Annotated in this window: 21 protein-coding genes; 17 read left to right on the top strand and 4 right to left on the bottom strand. The window is 63.1% G+C overall.

Annotation, left to right across the window (positions count from 1 at the left end):
- Positions 1-233: 233 nt before the first annotated feature.
- From BACI349Y_RS16315 to BACI349Y_RS20460, 16 genes are all read left to right on the top strand, one after another.
- A complete protein-coding gene (locus tag BACI349Y_RS16315) occupies positions 234-1,742 on the top strand; it encodes a glycoside hydrolase family 32 protein (protein ID WP_159633129.1) in 1,509 nt (502 codons plus the stop codon).
- Positions 1,742-2,740, top strand: coding sequence for an aldo/keto reductase family protein (locus BACI349Y_RS16310; RefSeq protein ID WP_159633126.1), 999 nt, complete (start codon positions 1,742-1,744; stop codon positions 2,738-2,740). Before BACI349Y_RS16315 ends, BACI349Y_RS16310 begins: the two co-directional genes overlap by 1 nt.
- 248 nt (positions 2,741-2,988) lie before the next feature.
- A complete protein-coding gene (locus tag BACI349Y_RS16305) occupies positions 2,989-4,002 on the top strand; it encodes a LacI family DNA-binding transcriptional regulator (protein ID WP_236560865.1) in 1,014 nt (337 codons plus the stop codon).
- A 77-nt stretch (positions 4,003-4,079) separates the two neighbouring features.
- Complete coding sequence (locus BACI349Y_RS16300; protein ID WP_159633120.1) at positions 4,080-5,753, top strand: ABC transporter substrate-binding protein; 1,674 nt, start codon at positions 4,080-4,082, stop codon at positions 5,751-5,753.
- Between the two features lie 92 nt (positions 5,754-5,845).
- Positions 5,846-6,823 carry an ABC transporter permease gene (locus tag BACI349Y_RS16295; RefSeq protein ID WP_159633117.1) on the top strand — a complete coding sequence of 326 codons (978 nt, stop codon included), beginning with the start codon at positions 5,846-5,848 and terminating at the stop codon, positions 6,821-6,823.
- 32 nt (positions 6,824-6,855) lie between these two features.
- Positions 6,856-7,782, top strand: coding sequence for an ABC transporter permease (locus tag BACI349Y_RS16290; RefSeq protein WP_159633114.1), 927 nt, complete (start codon positions 6,856-6,858; stop codon positions 7,780-7,782).
- The gene (locus BACI349Y_RS16285; protein ID WP_159633111.1) at positions 7,779-8,726 is read left to right on the top strand and encodes an ABC transporter ATP-binding protein; all 948 of its coding nucleotides are present in this window, start codon (positions 7,779-7,781) and stop codon (positions 8,724-8,726) included. Before BACI349Y_RS16290 ends, BACI349Y_RS16285 begins: the two co-directional genes overlap by 4 nt.
- Positions 8,723-9,793 (top strand): ABC transporter ATP-binding protein, encoded by a 1,071-nt coding sequence (locus tag BACI349Y_RS16280; protein WP_159633108.1) that lies wholly within the window; start codon positions 8,723-8,725, stop codon positions 9,791-9,793. Before BACI349Y_RS16285 ends, BACI349Y_RS16280 begins: the two co-directional genes overlap by 4 nt.
- 319 nt (positions 9,794-10,112) lie before the next feature.
- On the top strand, positions 10,113-11,537 hold the full coding sequence (locus BACI349Y_RS16275) for a glycoside hydrolase family 32 protein (RefSeq protein ID WP_159633105.1): 1,425 nt from the start codon (positions 10,113-10,115) through the stop codon (positions 11,535-11,537).
- A 91-nt stretch (positions 11,538-11,628) separates the two neighbouring features.
- Positions 11,629-12,633: a carbohydrate kinase family protein gene (locus tag BACI349Y_RS16270; RefSeq protein WP_159633102.1), complete on the top strand. Its 1,005-nt coding sequence runs from the start codon at positions 11,629-11,631 to the stop codon at positions 12,631-12,633.
- Between the two features lie 171 nt (positions 12,634-12,804).
- A complete protein-coding gene (locus BACI349Y_RS16265; protein WP_159633099.1) occupies positions 12,805-13,860 on the top strand; it encodes a LacI family DNA-binding transcriptional regulator in 1,056 nt (351 codons plus the stop codon).
- 272 nt (positions 13,861-14,132) lie between these two features.
- Complete coding sequence (locus BACI349Y_RS16260; RefSeq protein WP_236560864.1) at positions 14,133-15,353, top strand: ABC transporter substrate-binding protein; 1,221 nt, start codon at positions 14,133-14,135, stop codon at positions 15,351-15,353.
- Positions 15,343-16,281: a carbohydrate ABC transporter permease gene (locus BACI349Y_RS16255; protein WP_224025969.1), complete on the top strand. Its 939-nt coding sequence runs from the start codon at positions 15,343-15,345 to the stop codon at positions 16,279-16,281. The genes BACI349Y_RS16260 and BACI349Y_RS16255 overlap by 11 nt, the downstream gene beginning before the upstream one ends.
- Positions 16,278-17,186, top strand: coding sequence for a carbohydrate ABC transporter permease (locus BACI349Y_RS16250; RefSeq protein ID WP_159633090.1), 909 nt, complete (start codon positions 16,278-16,280; stop codon positions 17,184-17,186). The genes BACI349Y_RS16255 and BACI349Y_RS16250 overlap by 4 nt, the downstream gene beginning before the upstream one ends.
- A gap of 33 nt (positions 17,187-17,219) precedes the next feature.
- Positions 17,220-19,340, top strand: a complete 2,121-nt coding sequence (locus BACI349Y_RS16245; RefSeq protein ID WP_159633087.1) for a beta-galactosidase — start codon at positions 17,220-17,222, stop codon at positions 19,338-19,340.
- Between the two features lie 121 nt (positions 19,341-19,461).
- Positions 19,462-19,947 (top strand): ParB family protein, encoded by a 486-nt coding sequence (locus tag BACI349Y_RS20460; protein WP_328699867.1) that lies wholly within the window; start codon positions 19,462-19,464, stop codon positions 19,945-19,947.
- A gap of 114 nt (positions 19,948-20,061) precedes the next feature.
- Here BACI349Y_RS20460 and BACI349Y_RS16235 read toward each other — a convergent pair whose 3' ends face one another.
- A complete protein-coding gene (locus BACI349Y_RS16235) occupies positions 20,062-20,640 on the bottom strand; it encodes a DoxX family protein (protein ID WP_201302463.1) in 579 nt (192 codons plus the stop codon).
- A 254-nt stretch (positions 20,641-20,894) separates the two neighbouring features.
- On the opposite strand from BACI349Y_RS16235, the gene BACI349Y_RS16230 reads away from it, so the two are divergent.
- Positions 20,895-21,251 (top strand): hypothetical protein, encoded by a 357-nt coding sequence (locus tag BACI349Y_RS16230; protein WP_159633084.1) that lies wholly within the window; start codon positions 20,895-20,897, stop codon positions 21,249-21,251.
- Here BACI349Y_RS16230 and BACI349Y_RS16225 read toward each other — a convergent pair.
- The 3 genes from BACI349Y_RS16225 to BACI349Y_RS20450 are packed head-to-tail and all read right to left on the bottom strand — an operon-like array spanning position 21,174 to position 22,149.
- A complete protein-coding gene (locus BACI349Y_RS16225) occupies positions 21,174-21,479 on the bottom strand; it encodes a CHY zinc finger protein (RefSeq protein ID WP_328699875.1) in 306 nt (101 codons plus the stop codon). The two genes, BACI349Y_RS16230 and BACI349Y_RS16225, sit on opposite strands and share 78 nt — an antisense overlap.
- A gap of 17 nt (positions 21,480-21,496) precedes the next feature.
- Positions 21,497-21,679, bottom strand: coding sequence for a hypothetical protein (locus BACI349Y_RS20455; RefSeq protein ID WP_328699866.1), 183 nt, complete (start codon positions 21,677-21,679; stop codon positions 21,497-21,499).
- Entirely contained in the window at positions 21,646-22,149 is a 504-nt protein-coding gene (locus tag BACI349Y_RS20450) for a biotin transporter BioY (protein ID WP_328699865.1), read from the bottom strand. The genes BACI349Y_RS20455 and BACI349Y_RS20450 overlap by 34 nt, the downstream gene beginning before the upstream one ends.
- Positions 22,150-22,380 lie beyond the last annotated feature (231 nt).

Here is a 22,380-nt window from a genome sequence, read left to right as displayed (position 1 = left end):
CGCCGCTAAAACGCTCTTCAGTCTGACCGCGAAATCAACGTCGAAGAGCACATCCCCCACCCACCCTTCACCTTGCTGATGAAGACAGGAAAGAGATATTCCATCATGACACAAAACCCGATTCTTCAGGCCGGCCCAGGCGCCGCCTGCCCGGGTCAGGGCAGCATCTTCATGCCAACCCACGGCCTCTCCATGGCACTGCGGACCGCGCACACGGCCATCAAACGAGAACAATGAACAGCGTCACCCCGACCCTCGACACCTACCGGCCGGCCATCCACTACGCTGCCAGGAACACATGGCTTAACGATCCCAACGGACTGGTCTTCCACGAGGGCGTCTACCATCTCTATTACCAGAACAACCCCTACGGAAACGTTCACAGCAACATGTCGTGGGGCCATGCCACCTCAGCAGACCTGGTCAGCTGGGAGGAACAACCGGTAGCAATCCCCTGCGATGAAACCGAGGAAATCTTCTCAGGCAGCGTCGTGGTGGACACCGGCAACACCAGTGGATTCGGCGCAGACGGAAAAGCCCCCTTGGTGGCCATCTACACGAGTGCATACAAACCGGGTTCCCCCCATCAGGGCACCCAGGCCCAGTCCATCGCATGGAGCACTGACGGCGGCTACGCCTGGACGAAGTATGCCGGCAACCCGGTCCTCACCAGGAACTCACCGGAATTCCGGGACCCAAAAGTCTTCCGCTATGACGGCCCGGGCGGCAGCTACTGGGTCATGGTGGCCGTCGAAGCACATGACTTCACTGTCCTGCTTTACCGCTCGGAAGACCTCAAGAACTGGGAATACCTCAGCACCTTCGGCCCTGCAAACGGCACCGGCGGGATCTGGGAGTGCCCGGACCTCTTCGAGCTGCCGCTGAACGGTGACACCTCGGTCAGGAAATGGGTCCTGACGGTGAACATGAACCCCGGAGGCCCGAACGGCGGGTCGGCAGGCCAGTATTTTGTGGGAGAGTTCGACGGCGCCACGTTCCGCTCCGAGACAAGCCTCACCGAGGGTTTGCAGGATCCGGAGCGCGTACCCGACTACCAGTGGCTTGACTGGGGCCGGGACTACTATGCAGCCGTCTCGTTCAGCAACGTTCCAAAAAACCGGCGGTTGATGATCGGCTGGATGAACAACTGGCAGTATGCCAACCACATTCCCACCGCTCCCTGGCGCAGTCCCATGAGCCTGGTCAGGGACATTTCCCTTGTTTCCGTGAACGGTCAACCCAGGCTCGTTCAGCAACCCGCGCCGGAAGTAAAAGCAACGTCGGAGTCCGGCCCCTTGCAGTGGCTAACCATAAACGGCCAGGCAGCAGTCGAGGGCGGCGCAGCAGTACAGGCCATTGACATCATCTTTACGCCGGGCGGTGCCGAGGAGTTCGGCCTTGTTGTCAGGGGTTCAGCCGACGGCACGGCCGGGACGCGGATCGGGATCCGGCCCCGCAGCGGAGAACTCATCGTGGACCGTACCCGCTCCGGGGACACCGGCTTTCACGAAGCTTTCCCCTCCACCAGCCTCGCTCCGATTGCCGCCCGGCAGGACGGCAGTTACGCGCTCCAGATCTTCGTTGACCACTGCTCCGTGGAAATTTTCGCCAACTATGGGCTCGCCACCGTGACTGAACTGATCTTCCCTGACCGTGCCCAGAAATCCCTCACCCTGTACTCCACTGGGGGCACAGCCGACGCTGCGCTCCAACTCATCGATTTAGGAAAGGAAAAAGCCTGATGGAACACCGCAAGCTGGGATCCTCCGGCCTATACATCAGCGAAATCGCGTACGGAAACTGGTTCACACACGGTGAGCAGATTGACCAGGATGCAGCGACGCAGTGCGTCAAGCAAGCACTGGATTTGGGCATCACCACCTTCGACACCGCCGATGCCTATGCCGGAACCCGGGCCGAGCAAGCGTTGGGCGAGGCGCTCAAAGGGACCCGCCGTGAAAGCGTCGAGATCTTCACCAAGGCCTACTTCCCAACGGGGGACGGCCGGAACGACCGCGGCCTGTCACGAAAACACCTCATGGAGTCCATCAACTCATCGCTGCGCCGTCTCCAAACCGACTACGTCGACCTCTACCAGGCCCACAGATACGACTACGAGACCCCGCTGGAAGAGACCATGCAGGCCTTTGCCGATATCGTCCGGGCCGGGAAAGCGCACTATATCGGGGTCTCAGAGTGGACGACGGACGAGCTACGGTCGGGCGCCGCCCTGGCCAACGAACTTGGCATCCAGCTCATCTCCAACCAGCCGCAGTATTCCATGCTCTGGCGCGTCATCGAACAGGAAATCGTTCCACTGAGCGAGGAGCTGGGCATAAGCCAGATCTGTTGGTCTCCGCTCGCCCAGGGAGTCCTCACCGGCAAGTACGCTCCCGGCGCCGCGGCCCCACAGGGTTCCCGCTTCCGCGCCGACAACGGCGGCCTGAAAAACGACCACCGCTTTCTCAGCGAGGACATCCTCACCCGTGTCCAGCAACTGAAACCCCTGGCCGAAGAGACCGGACTGTCGATGGCAGCCTTCGCTGTCGCATGGGTACTGCAGAACCCCAACGTCTCGGCAGCCATCGTGGGAGCATCCCGGCCCGGGCAACTCGTCGACAACGTCCAGGCTGCAGGAGTCAAGCTTGACCCGGAACTTCTCGTGAGAATCGATGAGATCCTCGGCCCGGTGGTCGAAAGAGACCCGGGGAAGGTCGAGTCCTTCAAGAACCGTCCCTAACCGCCACACGTCCCGGCCGGAAAACGGCTGGGGATGTCCGCGCCCACCAGCGGCTATTGACACCCCTTAGTAACGCGGGTAACTTTGACCACACGCGCAAGGTAACGCGAGTTACTTGCAACCGGGCTGGACAGTTGTCCTCCCGGCAGAACTGGCACTACCCGGCTCAATGAAGACCACTGGAGCATTCAATGGCGAAAAACGCCTCCTCAAGCAAACCCGTTGCTGCACGGCAGCGTGGTGTCACCATGAGTGACGTCGCCAAGCATGCCGGAGTCTCACGGACGGCTGTCTCATTCGTGCTGAGCAACCGCGAAAACGCCAGCATCTCGGAAGAGACGCGGACCCGGATCGCCGACGCCGTCCAGGCCTTGGGCTACCGTCCAAATGCCGGGGCCAGGGCGTTGGCATCCCAGCGCAGCGACTGGTATGGGATTGTCACCGAGATCGTGACCGCACCCTTCGCAGTGGACATCATCAAAGGCGCCCAGGACCAGGCCTGGATCGACCATCGATTCCTGCTTATTGCCCCGTCGGACCAGGGCGATACGGCCGGCCCCAACCAAGGAATGGAGGAGGCTGCCGTTGAGAAGTTGCTGGAGCAGCGGGTGGAAGGCCTGCTGTACGCGGCAACGCACCACCGCGGTGTACATGTGCCCCCAAGCGCGCACGAAGTGCCCACGGTGCTCGTCAACTGTTTCGACCTGGACGGAAAGCTGCCCTCGATCGTCCCCGACGAAAGGGCCGGCGGACGGGTGGCCATCGAACGCCTCCTCCAGGCCGGCCACACCAGGATCGGTGTGATCAACCTGGACCCGGGCATCCCTGCAGCTGTCGGGCGTCTGCAGGGGGTCCGGGAATCCCTGGCCGACGCAGGCCTTGAGCTCGATCCGGAGCTGGTGGTGGCCGGGTATGCAACGGCAGATGGCGGCTATGACGCTGCCTGCCAAATCCTTGACCGGTACCCGGCCAAGGAGAGGCCAACCGCACTTTTTTGCCTCAATGACCGCATGGCCATGGGCGCTTACGACGCCATCAAGGAACGTGGCCTGGCCATCCCCGGTGACATCGCCGTGATCGGCTTCGACAACCAGGAACTCATCGCAGCCTACCTCAGGCCCAAGCTGACCACGGTTGCGTTGCCGTTCGAAAAGATGGGCGCTCTGGGAGTCCAGACGCTTGCCGCCCTTACAGCAGGACAGCCGATCACTGCCGGCCAGCAGTTGGTCGACTGTCCGCTGCTAGAACGCTCTTCGGTCTGACCGCGAAATCAACGTCGAAGAGCACATCCCCACCCACCCTTCACCTTGCTGATGAAGACAGGAAGAGATAAACCATCATGACACAAACCAGGTTCTTTACGTCTGCCCGCATTGCCGCGGCCGGACTGGCCGTAGGCGCGATGCTGCTGACCGGCTGCGCCGCCACCGGCAACAAGCCCGGCGGCACCGACGCCGCGGCCAACGCGAGCGCGTTCCTCACCATTCCCCGTGAAGACATGGGCACGTTCGTGCAGAACTTCAACCCGTTCGCACCCACCGTCAACCCCATGGTCCAGCAGTCCATTTACGAGTCCCTCCTGGTCTTCAACCCGGCCCAGGGGAACACCGTGCCGTGGCTCGCCACCGACTGGAAGGCCGCGGACGACGGCAAGTCCATCACCTTCACCTTGCGCGATGGTGTGAAGTGGTCCGATGGCCAGCCCCTGGTTGCCGACGACGTGGCCTACACGTTCGAGCTTCAGAAGAAGCTGAAGGGCGGCTACGAGTACCTCGACGGCGTGAGCGCAGAAGGCAACAAGGTCACGTTCAACTTCAACAAGCCCTGGTCCCCCGCACTCTACGACGTCGGCCAACTCAGCATCCTGCCCAAACACATCTGGTCCGCACTGGCCGATCCGGAGAAGGAGGCCAACGCCAAACCGGTAGGCACCGGGCCGTACACCGAGGTGGACAGCTTCCAGGCCCAGTCCTTCGTGCTGAAGAAGAACCCCAACTACTGGCAGCCGGAGAAACAGAAGATCGCCGGCATCAAGATGCTCGCCTTCGCCGGGAACGACGGCGCCAACCTCGCCGCAGCCAACGGCGACGTGGACTGGGCTCCGCAGTACATTCCGAACATCGGGAAGACCTTCGTCTCAAAGGACAAGGACCACCGGCACTACTGGTTCCCGCCGACCGGCGCCATGATCAACTGGCAGCTGAACACCACCAGGGCGCCGTTCAACGACGTGGACGTCCGCAAGGCGCTGAGCATGGCCGTGGACCGGGACCAGGTCACCAAGATCGGCATGAGCGGCTACGCCCAGCCCGCGGACTGCACCGGCCTGTCCGGCAACTACGAAACCTGGAAGAACAGCCAGGTCAAGGACAACTGCACCTGGACCAACCACGACGTCCAGAAAGCCAATGAGCTGCTGGACAAGGCGGGCTACGCCAAGGGCGCCGACGGCAAGCGCACGCTCAAGGACGGCAAGCCGTTCGAGTTCAAGATCTCCGTGGGTTCAAGCTCGTCCGACTGGCTCTCGGTTGCCAACGTGATCTCCCAGAACCTGGCAGAAGTCGGTGTGACCGCGAAAGTGGACTCCCCGGACTGGGCCGCTGTTGTGTCAGGCTACGAAACCGGTGACTTTGACTCCGGCATCGTCTGGAGCGCCAACGACCCCAGCCCGTACAAGTACTTCAACACCTCCATGGGCTCCTCCACGGTGAAGCCGGTGGGTACCAAGACGTTCGACAACTACCACCGTTTCGGCGACCCCAAAGCCGATGCCCTGCTGACGGAGTTCGCTACCGCCACGGACCAGTCCAAGCAGAAGGACATTGCCAACAAGCTGCAGGAAGAGTACAACGACGCCGCACCGCTGGTGCCGCTCTTCTCCGGCCCGGAGTGGGGTGCCTACAACGACACCCGCTTCATTGGCTGGCCCACCCAGGACAACCCCTACGCCACCCTCTCGGTTCGCGCACCCACCACGGTTCTGGTGCTGACCAGCCTGGAACCGCGCAAGTAAGGGCCTGGCCGCCCACCGCGCGACACCGCTGGCCGCCGGACTATCCGGCGGCCAGCCCCCACACTTCACCACTCCCGAATTGGAGGGAAACCGTGCGCTTCATCCTGCGCCGCCTGGGTTTCTACCTGATCGCCTTCTGGGCATCCATCACCCTGAATTTCCTGCTCCCCCGCTTCATGCCCGGGGACCCCGTCTCCCGAATGTTCGCCCGCTCCCAGGACCGAATGCAGCCCGAACAGATTGAGGCCCTGCGCAAGTTGCTCGGCGTCGACGACCGGCCCATCTGGGAACAGTACGCCGGCTACCTCCAGAACATCCTCACCGGGCAGATGGGGGTATCGATTTCACGGTTCCCCACACCGGTCACCGAGGTCAACTCGTCCCAGATCGGCTGGACCCTGCTGCTCGGCGGGACCGCCCTGGTGATTGCCGCCGTCGTCGGTAACCTGCTGGGCATCCTGGCAGCGTGGCGCCGCGGCGGCGCGGTCGATTCAGCCCTGCCTCCCGTGCTGGTCTTCATCGGTTCGTTTCCATACTTCTGGCTCGCGATGGGCGCGCTGTACCTGTTCGGCGTGGTGTTGGGCTGGTTCCCGATCCGGCACGCGTTCACGGACGGCCTGGAGCCGGCGTTCACCACCGAGTTCCTCGGAGACGTCGCCGCCCACCTCGTACTGCCGGCGCTGACCATCGTGCTGGTCTCCATCGGTGGCTGGATGCTTGGCATGCGGAACACCATGATCGCCACCAACTCCGAGGACTACATCACCATGGCCGAAGCAAAGGGCCTCCGCCCGGCCCGCATCATGCTCCGGTACGCCGCCCGGAACGCGATGCTTCCGTCCGTCACCAGCTTCGGCATGGGCCTGGGCTTCGTCGTGGGCGGGGCCCTTCTCACCGAGGTGGTGTTCGCCTACCCCGGCGTCGGCTACCAACTCCTCAACGCCGTCCAGGGCCTTGACTACCCACTCATGCAGGGCCTGTTCCTGACCATCACCGCCGCCGTGCTGCTGGCGAACTTCCTGGTGGACATCCTCTACGTCCGCCTCGACCCCCGCGTGCGCAGCAACTGAGCACTGCGTACCCCGTAACCAAGGGACCGACCATGACCAGCGTTATCCTACAGCAGCCAACCGAAGCAAAAGCTGCCCGCAAAACCAACCGCGGCTTCATCCACGGACTCACCACCAACAAGAAGGCCATGACCGGCATGGCCATCATGCTCGTCTTCATCGTCCTGGCGCTGGCCGCGCCCATGCTGTTCCCGGGCGACCCCTCCCGGATCACCGGCATGGCCTCACTGGAACCGGACGGCGAGCACTGGCTCGGAACCACTGCCAAGGGCCAGGACGTGCTCGCCCTGACCGTCCACGGCGCCCGGAGTTCCCTGTTCGTGGGCCTTACCGTCGGGTTTGCGTCAACCTTCGTCGGTATCCTCGTCGGGCTGGCATCGGCCTATTTCGGGAAATTCGTCGACGAAACACTGTCGCTGCTGACCAACGTCTTCCTCCTCCTTCCCGGCCTGCCGCTGCTCGTCATCCTGGCCGCCTTCCTGCCCCCGGGACTGGGCACCGTGATCCTGGTACTCACCGTCACCGGATGGGCCGGCTCGGCTCGCGTTCTCCGGTCACAGGCCCTGTCCATCCGTTCCAAGGACTTCGTAGCTGCCGCCGTCGTGTCCGGTGAGCGCGCTGGCCGCATCATGTTCCGCGAAATCCTGCCGAACATGGCATCAATCGTGATGGGGACACTCCTTGCCTGCGTCATCTACGGCATCGGGGCCCAGGCCGGCCTCGAATTCCTTGGCCTGGGGGACGTCAGCACCGTCTCGTGGGGAAACAACCTCTTCTGGGCCGGAAACGAAGGCGCCCTGCTCACCGGAAGCTGGTGGGTCTTCGTCCCCTCCGGCCTCTGCATCGCCCTGGTGGCATTCGCCCTGGCACTCATCAACTACGCAGTCGACGAAGTAACCAACCCGCGGCTGCGGAAGATCCGCAAACCCGCACCCACCGAAAGGGGCGCGGCACAGTGACCGTCTCCCAGACCTCCTTCGGCTCCCACGAACCAGTCCTCGACGTCAAGAACCTCACCGTCAAGTACATCGGAGACACCCGCTCGACCACGGCCGTGGACAACGTCTCCTTCAGCATCGGCGCCGGTGAGGTGTTCGGGCTGGCCGGCGAATCGGGTTGTGGAAAGTCGACCATCGCCAACTCAATCATGCGGCTGCTCAAGGACCCGGCGAAGATCGCTGCCGGCAGCATCTCCTTCGGAGGCAGGAACGTGCTGGCGATGAGCCAGGACGAGTTGCGCCGTTTTCGCTGGCAGGACGTTGCCATGGTGTTCCAGTCAGCCATGAATTCGCTGAACCCGGTGCTGACCATCGGGGAGCAGATGGCCGACATTTTCACCACGCACGCCGGTTACTCGCGCCAGGAATCCCTTCGACGCGCAGCACAGCTGCTGGAGCTGGTGAGAATCGATCCGGGCCGCCTCAAGTCGTATCCGCATCAACTCAGCGGCGGGATGCGGCAACGCGCCGTTATCGCCATGGCCGTCGCCCTGAAGCCGTCACTTCTGATTCTGGACGAGCCAACCACCGCGCTGGATGTGGTGGTGCAACAGGAGATCATGGCGCAGATCAAGGACCTCCAGCGCGAACTGGGCTTCTCCGTCCTGTTCATCACCCACGACATGTCCCTGATGGTGGAACTCTCCCACCGCATGGCCGTCATGTACGGCGGCCGCATCGTGGAGACCGCCAAAGCCCAGGACATCTACACCACACCCGGCCACCCCTACACCCAGGCCCTCATGGGCGCTTTCCCGCCGCTCACGGGCCCGCGGGTCCCGCTCAAGGGCCTGCCCGAAGGCGTGAAGTTCCAGAACATCCCGGACCTTACCGAAATTGCGCCGCGCCACTTCGTGGCACCGTTTGACGCCGAAGCCGCCGTCTTTGAAGGAGCAGCACAATGAGCCACACCGTCCACTCCCCAACACGGCCGGATGTTTCCACCCGGACCCCGGCCCTGGAGGTGCGCGGACTGGGAAAGTCATTCCACACCGGCGGCCTGTTCTCCAGCCAGACCGTCCGGGCACTGCACCATGTAGACCTCACCATCGGCCGCGGAGAAATCGTGGCACTCGTCGGGGAATCAGGTTCCGGCAAAAGCACCCTGGCCCGCTGTGTCGCGAGGCTTGAGAAACCCAGCGAAGGCGCCATACTGCTCGACGGCGTCGACGTCCTCAAACGCGACCGCTTCCAGGCCTCACGCACGTTCCGCTCCCGGCTTCAGATGGTCTTCCAGGACCCCTTCGGCTCCCTCAACCCCGTACACCGGGTCGAGCACTTCCTGCGACGGTCACTCGTGATTCACGGCAAAGGCGGCTCCGGCCGGCGCGGAACCGAAGAGCAGACCCGGCATCGTCTCGAGGAGCTCATGACCACCGTCGGGCTGCAGGCTGACATGCTCAACTCCTACCCCCACGAACTCTCAGGCGGGCAACGTCAACGGGTCGCCATCGCACGCGCGCTCGCCGTCGAACCTCAAGTCATCCTGGCCGACGAACCAACGTCCATGCTGGACGTCTCAGTTCGCATCGGCGTGCTGAACCTGATGCGGAAACTACGCGATGAACAGGGCATCTCCATGCTCTACATCACCCACGACCTCGCCTCAGCCCGGTACCTCGCGGACCGGACGGCTGTCATGTTCGCCGGCGAAATCGTGGAAGAGGGCGAATCCCTGGACCTGCTGGCCAACCCGGCCCACCCCTACACCCAATTGCTGGTCTCGGCTGTTCCGGATCCGGCCCGTGCCGGCTCCTACGACCCCGTTCAGCGCGCCCGGCTCCGGCAGGCTGTCATGGCTTCCACCACCTGCCGCTTCGAAGGCGATCCGGGTCAGCGCTGCTCAGCCGAGGAACCCGTCCGGCACCAGGTGGGCGATCCGCTGGACCGCCACTGGGTCCGCTGCCACCTCTACCGGCCAGGCGCCGGCGGCGGCCACGCACTCTCAACGGAACCGCAGCCTGCAACCTGAAATCCTGTTTCACAAACGGGCTACCCGTCCCGTCTGTCCTGGCAGGTGCACGGTACATCGAATACGACAGCAGCACCGCCCTGCGCTGCCCGAAAACATCAATATCCATGCTGTAGCAGCACCGAAGCTGTCTACCGAAAGGGAACCCATGCAAAATTTACCCCCTGTCTCCCGGCGTGCCCTCCTCACCGGAAGTGGAGCGGTTGCCTTCACAGGATCGCTCGCACTCTCCGCCTCCCTGGCCCAGCCGGCAGGAGCAGCACCACCAGAGACCCCAAGCGCCACTCCGGCCAAGCCGCCCTTTAAAGGACCAACCCGCATGCGCCCGACTTATCACTTCAGCGTCCCCGACAACTGGAAAAACGACCCTCAGCGGCCCATCTATATCGATGGCGAATACCACTACTACTACCTCTACAACGGCGATTACCTACAGGGTGGTGGAGGCACATCGTGGCGCCGCGCGACCACCACCGACCACGTCTCCTTCCGCGACCGCGGCGTCGCCATTCCAAAGTTCAGCAACGACAACGGCGACTGCTGGTCAGGATGCCTTGTCATCGACGAACGAAACACTGCCGGATACGGCGAGAACGCCGTGATCGCCCTCGTAACGCAGGCGCCCCAAGGCCGCCAGGCCCAATACCTCTGGTACTCCACGGACCGCGGGCGCTCGTTCCAGCCCGGTGACCCGGCCCCGGTCCTGCCCAACCCCGGAGTACAGGACTTCCGCGACCCGAAAGTGATCTGGGACGCCGACCGGGGTCAGTGGTTCATGGTCAACGCCGAAGGGCAGAAGCTCGGCTTCTACACATCCCCCAACCTGCGCTCCTGGCAGCGGGTCGGCGAGTTCATCCGCACTGATCTGGGGCTGCTTGAATGCCCCGACCTTTTTCAAATGACCGCCGACGACGGTACTTCGCACTGGGTCCTCGGCACGAGCGCCAACGGCAAAGGCCGCGGCCTGCCCGCAACCTACGCATACTGGATCGGGTCATTCAACGGCACCTCTTTTGTTCCCGACCAGGCCGAGCCGGAATGGCTGGACTACGGCTATGACTTCTACGGAGCAGTCACCTACCCCCACCACGACACCTCCGGAGCAGAGGATGCCACCCTGCGCCGGGCGCTCGGATGGGCGAACTTCTGGGACTACCCCCACAACACCCCGACCCTGGCGACTGATGCGTACAACGGCGACGACATGATCGTGCGCGATGTCCGGCTGAAGAAGGAAGGCACCAGCTACCACCTCGTCTCAGCCCCGACAGCCGGCCTGAGCGACCACGTTAAGCAAAGCCACCGCCTTGGTGACGTCACTGTCACCGGCACCCGGGACCTCGATATCAACTCACTGGCCTATGACCTGAACTGTGAGCTGAGGTGGGATCCGGCCAGCCCGCCCGCCAACGTTGGTCTTGAGATCTGCCGTGCAGCCGGCGGGGGCCGGCACGTCGCGGCCGGCGCATTCCTCCGCGGCCCCTTCGTGTACGTCAACCGGCGACCCACCATCAACCCAACGGGCGGGGAAAGCCAGACGCCCATCGACCCCTCGGCAGGGCGCCTAACGCTCCGCATCCTCGTTGACCGGACAAGCGTCGAACTGTTCGTAGGAGACGGACGGGTAGTGCACTCACACCGGGTGTTCCCCCTTGACGGGGACAATGGCATCCGTCTTTACGCACACGAGGGAACTGCCACCTTCGGCAACCTCACGATCAACGAAATCAGCGCGCTGTCATAACCCAACGCAAAACGCTACGGACAGGCCATTCTGCCATCGGCCGCCGAATGGCCTGCCCGCTCCCCTACCATCACCTGCCGGAGAGAAGATCATGGCAAACCCCAAAACAACTCCCCATGACGCCCAACGCTTCCTGGACGTCCTGGTTGTCGGCGAAGCACTCGTCGACGTGGTCACCACTCCGGACGGCCAGGTTGAGCATCCCGGTGGATCGCCGGCCAACGTCGCCTACGGCCTAGGGCTTTTGGGCGTCGCCACCGGGCTGCTGACGGCCATCGCCCCGGATGCACGCGGCACACTGATAGAAGAGCACCTACACCGGGCAGGAGTGACTCTCCTGCCGGGATCAAAGCTTCTCGCGCGCACGGCAACGGCCGCAGCAATCCTTGGGCCTGACGGCTCCGCGGAGTACGGCTTCGACATCCACTGGGAATTGCCACCAGCAACGCCTGCCTACTTGCCGAAAATCCTCCACACGGGTTCCATAGCCACCTTCCTGGACCCCGGGGCGGGCGTGGTTAAGGCCCTGATGGAACAAGCCCACGCACAGTGCACCGTGACCTACGATCCGAACATCCGTCCCTCGTTGCTGGGCAGCCATGCAGAAGCGAAAGGGATTTTCGAAGAACTCGTATCCCTGACCGACGTCGTGAAACTCAGCGACGAAGACGCCCACTGGCTCTATCCCAACAAGACCCTTGAGGAAATTGCCGACCATATCCTCCGGCTCGGCACCGGCCTGGCGGTCATAACAAAAGGGGCCGAAGGGTCCCAATTCACCTCCGCTGCCGCAGGCGTCACAATCCCTGCGGTGAGGACCTCGGTCGTGGACACCATTGGCGCCGGGGACTCCTACATGGCCGCGCTCATCCTTGGTCTCCTCACCCGCGGAACTGAAGGCTTCGCCCCTGCTGTCCTGGAGCAGCTGGGACGCACTGCAGCCACAGCGGCGTCCATCACCGTACAGCGGGCCGGAGCCAACCCGCCGACTTTGGACGAACTGAAAGGTGCAGGCGAAGCACCCGACTCCGCAACATCGAGACCCGCAACAGAACAAACCCACGGGAGCACTCCTGTAGTGGCTTCTTTGCCCTGACATGCTTCGACCCGGAAGGTGAAGAGGGTCTCGAGTCCACCGACGTCGGTGGGCTGGGCGCAGCTTCACTCACCTCAACGAAGTCCGCGCAACGTCGGACTATAACGAATGGGTCACGAAGACGCGCCTTATCATTGACAGCGCTGTCAGTAAGCGAGTTAAATCACACTCATGAATGACAGCGCTGTCGGAGCATCACCGAAAGAAGCATCAAAACAGGCGTTGCCCCGACTTGCGGACGTCGCAGCTCATGCCGGGGTTTCCGCCAAGACGGTGTCCCGCGTCGTCAACAACGAAGCCAATGTGCGGCCGCAGGTCCGCGCCCAGGTCCTGCGTTCGGTGGCGGCCTTGGGTTATCGCCCGAACGCAGCTGCCCGTGCCCTGGTTACGCAACGGACCCATCAAATCGGGCTGATCGCAACCGCAAGCTCTCTTTACGGGCCCACCGCGGGATTGTTCAGCCTGGAACAGGCTGCCTGGAAGGCTGGCTATGGCCTGACACTCACCACGGTCAGAGAGGCTTCCGAGGCGCAACTTGAAGAAGCCATTCATTATCTGATGGTGCGTGGCGTTGAGGGAGTGATTGTTTCCGGTGTGGCGGGAGCCCTCCATCTCGAAGCGTCTGCCCTGACTGACATGCCCTTGGTCACCACGAGCCCCATAACGACCGAGTCAGCCAAGTACGTGCTGGTCGACTCGGATCAGGTGGCAGGCACGAGGACTGCCGTCCGCCATCTTTACAACTCCGGGCATCGTCGGATTGCGCACCTTGCCGGACCGCTTAGTTGGGACTCAGCAGCCCAGCGCCGCGACGGATGGCTGCAGGAAGTGGAGGACCTGGGACTAAACCCGGGCCCCCTCCTTGAAGGTGATTGGTCACCCAAGTCCGGATACGAAGCGGCACTGACCCTCGATCGGGCGGCCGCGACTGCCATCGTTGTCGCCAACGATCACATGGCGATGGGCGCCATCCGCGCCTTCACCGAGCAGGGCATGCGCATCCCAAATGACATATCAGTGATCGGCTTCGACGACGTTCCCGAAGCCGCCTACCAAATGGTTCCCCTCACGACGGTTCGCCAAAACTTTTCCTCCGTCGCAGAACGTTCCGTCCGCGAACTCATTCATCTCATTGAGGGACGCGAAGCGGAAAACACCAGCATTCACCTTGCCACCGAACTGATCGTGCGGGCATCCACCGCACCCTACTTCGGCAGTCTGGCCTGACAGGCCAGCTTCACCACCTCCCGTAAGAACGAACACCACCCACGTTCACTGGCGCAGCGGCGCGTCAACCTTACGGGCGAACTGCCGCACCCACGTCACCCTCCCAATAGAAAGCAGAAGTCATGCCACGAGATATTTCACGTCGCTCCGTCCTGGCCGCGTTCCCTTTGGCTGCGCTAAGTGTTAGCGCTCTCACCGCTTGTGGCGGTGGGACGTCCCCGGCGTCGGGCGGCCCCTCCTCCCCCGTATCCCAGGCTGATATTGATGCGGCCATGAAAAAGGACACGAAGCTGACCTTCTGGACGTGGGTGCCGGACATCCAAAAAGAAGTCGACCTGTTCCAGGCCAAGTACCCTGCCGTCAAAGTCGAGGTAGTGAACGTCGGCCAGGGCGGGGCGCACTACCAGAAGCTGCGGGCAGCGATACAGGCTGGAAAGGGTGCACCGGACGTGGTGCAGATGGAGTTCGACAAACTTCCTTCGTTCACCCTTACAGACAACCTGTTGGACCTGTCCCCGTACGGCATCGGTGACCTGAAGGCCGACTACCCGGCCTGGGTTTGGGACGGCGTGACGCCCGGTGGCAAGGGGATCTACGGCGTTCCGCAGGACACCGGCCCCATGGGGATGCTGTACCGCGAGGACTTGTTCACGGCCGCCGGAATCGCCATACCCAAGACGTGGGACGACTTCGCGGCCGCAGTTTCGAACTATCGGGGCAAGAACCCATCGAGCATGCTCGTGAACTGGGCACCCAGCTCGGAGGCGAACATGCTGGGCCTCTTCTGGCAGGCCGGGGGCCGGCCCTTCTCATACGACGGAACAAAGAACGTCAAAATCAACCTCACCGGCGACGCCGCGTGCAAGAAGGTCACCGCCTACTGGAACGATCTCTTCCGTTCCGGGAACATCGGTAACGAACCCGACTTTGCCGACGCCTGGTACCAGGGCCTGAACAACGGAAAGTACGCGGCATGGCTGACAGGTGCGTGGGGCCCGGTGTTCCTGCAGGGAACCGCGAAGAGCACGGCCGGCAAATGGCGCGCCGCACCACTGCCGCAGTGGGACCCCTCGAAGCCCGCCAGCGGCAACTACGGCGGTTCAACCGACGCCGTCCTGAAGTCAAGCGAGAACCCCATTGCCGCTGCCATGCTGGCCCGCTTCGTCAACACGGATGACAAGGCGGCACTGACCCTGGCCAACGAACAGTTCCTGTTCCCGCCGTCGACGAAAACCCTCAAGAACCCCGCCTTCGCCGATGCGGCAGCAAGCTTCTACGGTGGCCAGAAGGTCAACAAGGAGTTCACTGACATCGCTTCGACCGTGCAGGAGGGCTTCCAGTTCCTGCCGTTCAACGACTACGCCGCCAGCAGCTACGACAAGACCATGGGCAAAGCCATCGGCGACCGGGGCGATCTCAACGCCGCCTTGTCCGCTTGGCAGGATGACCTGGTGCAATACGCCAAGGGACAGGGCTTCACCGTTGCAAGCTGAAACCGCTCCCCGGCAAGCACAGCGGACCCCGCGCAGGAAGACGGCGAACATCGCGCGGCGGCGCCAGTACGTGGCAGCCTACGCGCTGTCCATGCCCTTCATGGTCACCTTCATTCTGATGGTCGCGGTACCTCTCGGCTATGCAGGCTATCTCTCCCTCTTCAAGAAGCAACTCATCGGAGGCATCTCGTTTGTCGGCATGGACAACTACGCCCGCGCCCTGACTGACCCGTCCTTCCTGAGTGGAGTCGGCCGTATGGCGCTGTTCCTTGTAATCCAGGTTCCGGTCATGCTTGGCCTGTCACTGCTCTTCGCCCTCATCCTGGACAGCGGGATGCTGCGCCTGCAAAAGTTCATTCGTCTCGGGGTGTTCCTGCCGTACGCGATTCCCAGCGTGATCGCCACACTGATGTGGGGTTACCTTTACGGGAAAGACTTCGGCCCCTTCGCGCAACTGGCCAAGTCGCTTGGGCTTCCGGCGCCGGACTTCCTCGCCGGGGGTAACGTCCTTTTCTCGATCATGAACATCGTGACGTGGGGATTCGTCGGTTACAACATGATCGTGATGTATGCGGCCCTCAGGTCCATCCCCGCCGAACTGTACGAGGCGGCGCGGGTCGACGGCGCCAGTGAGTGGAGGGTGGCGTGGTCCATCAAGATACCCGCCATCAAAGGTGCCTTGCTGCTGACCACGATCTTCTCCGTCATCGGATCATTCCAGCTCTTCAATGAACCGAACCTCCTGCGGGTGATCGCCCCCGCAGCCATCGGTCAGGATTACACGCCGAACATGTACGCCTTTCAGCTTTCCTTCGTCAATCAGGATGCCAACTATGCAGCGGCCATCGCCTTCCTGCTTGGAATCGTGATTATGGCCGTCAGCTATGGGGTTCAACTGACCGCGAACAGAAGGGAAAAGGCATTATGACGGCTACAGTCGCCGACCGACCCGCAACAGGAACCCAGGCTACGGCGCCGGCGCGGCGCAGACGCTCGGGCCGGAGCACGCTCCTGACCGTCGCCATGCTGCTGTGCCTGGTCTATTTCCTCCTGCCGATCTTCTGGCTCGTCGTTGCCTCCACCAAGGCAAACGATGACCTGTTCAGCAGTTTCGGCCTCTGGTTCTCCCACATGAACCTGGCCGAAAACCTGCACAATGTCTTCACCTTCCAAAACGGCGTCTTCCTCCACTGGATGATCAACAGCCTGGTCTACGCCGTCGTCAGTGGCCTGGGCGCATCATCTCTGGCTACTGCCGCGGGGTATGCCTTCGCTAAATACAAGTTCCCCGGTGGTGACGCGATGTTCACCCTCGTGTTGGGCGCCGTGATGATTCCCATGACGGCCCTCGCCATCCCCACGTACTTGCTCTTCGCCGGGGCAAACCTGACCAACACCCCCTGGGCAGTAATCCTGCCGTCCCTTGTCAGCCCGTTCGGCGTGTACCTCATGAGGGTCTACGCCGCCGACGCAGTCCCGGACTCACTCATCGAAGCCGCCCGCGTCGATGGGGCGGGTGAAATGCGCATCTTCTTCCAAATCGTCCTCCGGCTCCTCGTACCCGGCTCGATCACGGTGCTGCTGTTCGCACTCGTCGCCTCCTGGAACAACTACTTCCTCCCCCTGATCATGCTCAACAGCCCTGAACTGTTCCCTCTTCCGGTCGGACTTGCCCAATGGCAGGCAGCATCGGCAGCCGGTTCCGGATCCCAGGCGCTGTTCTCCACCGTCATCACCGGGTCACTGGTTTCGGTACTCCCCCTCATGGCCGCGTTCCTGTTCCTTCAGCGGTATTGGCAGTCCGGCCTCGGCACCGGTGCCGTCAAAGCGTGACGCACCCCTCCTCCTCCACGAAAGTTAAAATCCATGACTGAACGACCCCGCAAAGTACTCTTCGGCGCCGCCTACTACCACGAATACCAGCCCTCCCCCCGCCTCCAGCAGGACCTCGACCTCATGGCAGCGGCCAACATGACCGTCATCCGCGTTGGTGAATCCACCTGGTCCCAATGGGAGCCCGAGGACGGCAAATTTGCCCTGGAATGGATGGCCCCGGTCCTGGACGGAGCCCACGAACGCGGCATCTCCGTGGTCTTGGGTACCCCGACCTACGCCATTCCGATGTGGCTTGCCCGCCGCTACCCGGAAATCGCGGGAGAGCCGAAGACCGGCCAGCAACTGGGATGGGGTGCCAGGCAGGAAGTGGACTACACCCATCCCGCTTTCAAATTCCACGCCGAACGGATCATCCGCAAAATCGTCCAACGCTTCGCGACGCACCCTGCGGTAATCGGCTACCAGGTCGACAACGAGCCGGGCCTCCTCGCATTCCACAACCGCGGCGTCTTCCAACGCTTTACAGACGAACTCCGGCACCAGTACGGAACGGTGGAGAACCTCAACAAGGAATGGGGCCTGGTCTACTGGTCCCATCAGCTCTCCACGTGGGCGGACCTCTGGACACCGGACAACAACGCCCAACCGCAATACGATCTGGCCTGGCGCCGGTTTCAAGCGCGGCTCACCACCGAATTCCTTCAATGGCAGGCCGCCATCGTGAGGGAGTACTCCACCCCGGAGCAGTTTGTCACCACCTGCATCGCGTACGACCGTCCCTCGCAGCACGATCAGGACATGACCCGGGATTTCGATGTCACGGCAGGTAACCCCTATTACGCCATGCAGGACGCGTTCGCCATCCCGCCGTCGAAAAGCTCACCCCAGGGGTGGGCGACCAGCGGCGCCTGGACGCTCTTCCAGAGCGGCGACCGTATGTACTCATCCAAACAGGCACCTTTCCTGGTTACCGAGACCAACGCAGGAGCAATCGGCGGGTCAGCAATGCAGTACCCGGCGTTTGACGGGCAGTGGCGACAGGCTGCTTATGCGTTCATCTCGCGGGGCGCCGAAATGATCGAATACTGGCATTGGGCCACCAACCACTACGGCGCTGAAACCTACTGGGTTGGTGTCCTTCCACACGACCAGAAACCCGGACGCGTCTATCGGGAACTTGCCCAGCTCGGAGCCGAGCTCAAAACTGCAGACAAAGCCCTGGTCGGCCTCACACCGGATGCGAAAGTGGGCATGATCTACTCCAACGACTCCAAGTGGGGCCTGGCCGGCCAGCCCTGCTTCCTGTCCGAGCCGCCCATGACGGGAGACGAACGCTCCTACCAGAAGATCTTCGAAGCCTTCTACCAGGGTGCCTTCCGGGCGGGAACTCCCGTTCGGATCCTGCACGACCGCCAGATCACCGGCACGGAGGGCCAGAGAATGGACCCTGCCCATGTGGCTAAGGAACTGCCAGTCCTGATTGCCGCGGGCCTGTACATTGCGGACGACGAACTCCTGGACTGGCTGCGGGCTTACGCCGAAGCCGGCGGCCACCTCGTATTGGGAATGCGCACCGCATACGCGGACCATGAAGCCCGGGCCCGGCTCGAAACCAAACCTTCCCGCCTCGCCGAACAAGCAGGGGTCAGCTACCAGGAATTCTCGCAGCTCGCCGACCCGCTCAAACTGGAAGCGGCAGAAGGATTCCATCTTTCAACGGGCAGCCTGGCGACCCAGTGGATCGACTACCTCGAGCAGCAGAATGGCACAGCCCTTGCCAGCTACGTCCACCCGCAATTCGGCCGCTACCCCGCCATCACCACGACGACGGCGGGGGCCGGCAGGATCACCAGCGTCGGCACGTTGCCCAATACGGAACTTGCAGCGGACCTGGTGCGCTGGCTGGCCCCGGAAAACGCCTCAGGCTGGGAAGACTTGCCGGAGACTGTCACCGTCCACTCCGCGACAAGTGCTGACGGTGGCCGTCTCCACTTCGTGCACAACTGGGGCTGGGAACCAGCCACGGTTGCCGCGCCGGCTTCCATGGACGACCTGCTCGATGCGGAGAAGACCAACCTCACCAAGATCGAGCTGGGGGCCTGGGACGTACGGGTCCTCCTTGAGACCTCGGAGCAGGACGGCAAGGGCTAACTTGTCGGAGCATCGGGAGGCGGAGGGCCGGACACTCGGGTCCTCCGCCTTACGGGCCGTTCTTACGACCGGCTCTCAATCAAAAACTCACGATGGAGACCAATTGCCGACTACAGCACGCATGGCAGATGTGGCCGTGGCAGCGGGCGTCTCAGTGGCGACCGTTTCCAATGTTCTCAACCAGCCGGACGTTGTCGCTCCGGATACCCGCGAGAAAGTAAGGGAAGCGATGCGCGCCCTGCAATATACGCCGCCCGCCCAGGTGGTACGTCGTTCCGAGCAAGAGCCGGGGACACGCCACCCCAAACCTAACCCCGCGGGGGCGACCGAGTGGGGAACGTGTTCATTTTCAAAGGCGAAATCGGCTGCCCACATCAACCCATATTTCACCGCCGATCAGGCTGACCAGGTCCGGGCGGCCCTTCAGGCCGCCGGACCCGGGGAAGGGTACGCCTCGCTCTCTGATCTCGTGGTTGCCGCGACGATGGAGGAAGTCAAGCGACTCCAACGCAAATACAACGAGGGTCAGACCTGGCCCGGTATTCCTGCCGGAAAGCTCCGGCGGGGACGGCCCACCCTTGGTGAGGCTACGACGCGCAAGGAGTAGCCGTGACCTTCAAGAATCCAGTGCCAACCGGGCTGCCGTGCTGCCTGATAAGTACTGCAGCCGGATCACGCAGCGAGAAGGGAGGGGGCTGGCGTGGCGCACCGGCATGCTGGTTCAGGACGGTTGAGAGGACCCGTCCTCCGCCGGCGTGGCGCTCGAGGCAGGCGTGTGGTCTGCAGCAAGCGCCTGGCGGCGACGGTAAATCTGGATACCGATAGCCACCGGTATGGCAGTGACGGCGACTGCCCGCATCCACGGCCTGTCCAAAACATGACCGGTGAGGGCATCCAGGGAAACCCGCCCTGGTCCCCCGATCGCGAAGGACGTGGCCGCAAGCCCGAGCACTGCGGGGTATTCCAGGCCGCCGTCCATGGCGAAGAAGCCGTTCGGCGCGTGCACACTGGCCGCCACCCCCATGGTGGTAGCAGCGGCCGCTCCCGCCGCAGGCGTGGCGAACCCCAGGGCAAGCGCCAGCCCGGCACCGGCTTCACCGAGACCAGCCAGCATGGCACTGGTCTTCGCAGGGCGGAAGCCCATGGCATCCATGCCCTTGCTGGTCTCCTCAATACCGCCGCCGCCAAACCAACCGAAGAGTTTCTGCGACCCGTGTGCGACGAGCACACCGCCAAGCGCGGCACGGAACAGGGTACGGGCCGCCGTGGTGGCGGCCGGCGTTACATTTTCATTACTCACGCTGATGAACCCTTCGGTCAGTGGTGCGGGATCAAGCCTTGACGCCATTCTAGGACTCAGGAGACGGGGAATGCTGGGGACTGGAAAGATAACGGCCCGGCGACCGCGGCGCACGTGACGGCTTTGTCATGGGCGAGGTGGCTGATGGCTGACGTGGCCGTAGTTGGAATCTTCGTGGCCTGCATGGGCTTCGTGTAGTGGATCGGTCAACTTTTGACTGGCGTCGCCGGGCAAGACGGAGCGTAGGGCGGACAGTGAATGCTGATGCGCTCAGGTGGCTGATCCTGCTGGCAAGACTGGGCTTGTTCGGCTACCTGCTGGCCAAGACCTTCCTCGCGGGACCTGCAGTCTTCATCCCCATCGGGGTCTATTTGGCCCTTGCCGGTGTGCTCGCGGTCAGGCCACCTACGTCCGGACTGGGCGCGGGTCTGCTTTTTGGCCTCGGGATTTTCATCCTGCTTGGCGGCGGGATCTGCATCATGGCCCTCTCGCAAATGAGTCGCCAGATTTGGATCCATCCCGGTTGCCCGGCGTTACGTCGTTTGGAAGTACAGGTGCGTGTGGGCGCCACACCGTTCGTTAAAACGCGCGCCGCAGTAGGGGCACGATGAGGTTGCCAGATAGGTATGGATGGACATCTCACCTTTGCAGACACCGCAGAGAACTGCCGGCTCGGACCACTCGTTCCGCGGCCACGTTTGGGCCCGGTGATCTGCCTCATGGCATAGATGGCAGGGATAGTACCGACGACAGCACTTGAACTTGATCGCTATCACGTCTTCCTGGGTGTGGTAGTGAATGCAGCGGGTTTGGTCGTCCACGGTCCTGCCGAAGATCATCATGGGTCCGGCCCCGCTCACTTCACCCGGCGCACGAGGATGTCCGGGAAGGCTCGGTGCGCGGCCACCGCTGCTGCGGACGCCACCGCGTCCTTCACAATGTCGCCCGGGTAGAAGATCAGGTCACTGGCGAAGGCAGCCGGCCACGACAGCTTGAGGTTGACCATCATGCCGAGCACGCCGGGCAGGTGCGATGCCACCACGGTAACCACGACGGCGGAGAGGAAGAACCAGAGGCCGCGCCGCGCCGGATGACCTGCTCCGCGGCCATGCCGACAAGCAGGGCGGCGAGGATGAACCCCGCGATGTATCCGGCCGATCCGCCGGCGAGGACCTGCAGTCCCGCCCGGCCGCCGGAGAAGATCGGCAGGCCAGCGAACGCCAGGAGGAGGTACAGCGCTACGGCGGCTGCGGCACGCGGTCCGCCCAGGACGAGGCCGGTCACCATGATGGCCAGGGTCTGCAGGGTGATGGGCACCCCGAAGCCGCCGACAGGGATGCCCGGGACGATCGCCGAGGCTGCGATCAACGCGGCGAACACGGAAATAAGGGCCAGTGACTGCGCATCCCATATCCGGCGGGTCGTGCGGGGTCCGGTCCCGGCCGCGGGGCGCGGTGCCTGGGCCGGGGACTGGGACGGGGCCGGGCTCGGCGTCGCCGGTCGGGTCATGGTTCCTCCTGTGGTGTTGGACGGGGTCCTGCGAAGAAGGCTACACAGCCCTGCCTCCGGCCTTTTTGTAGCGAGGCCACCACCATGCCGGTGATCTTTGGACCAACCACTACAAAAGCGGACGGCCCGTCGAGCCGACACCGAAGGGCGGCGCTGGCCCCGGCCAGGAACTCATCGAAATCAACACCATCTGTGCCGACGCGTGGGGCCGCGTGGGGAGTCGAGGAACTT

Source organism: Arthrobacter sp. 8AJ, from assembly GCF_902506025.1.
Lineage (GTDB): Bacteria > Actinomycetota > Actinomycetes > Actinomycetales > Micrococcaceae > Arthrobacter.
Note: the sequence above shows the minus strand (reverse complement) of the source record. Positions and strands in the feature narration are given on the sequence as shown.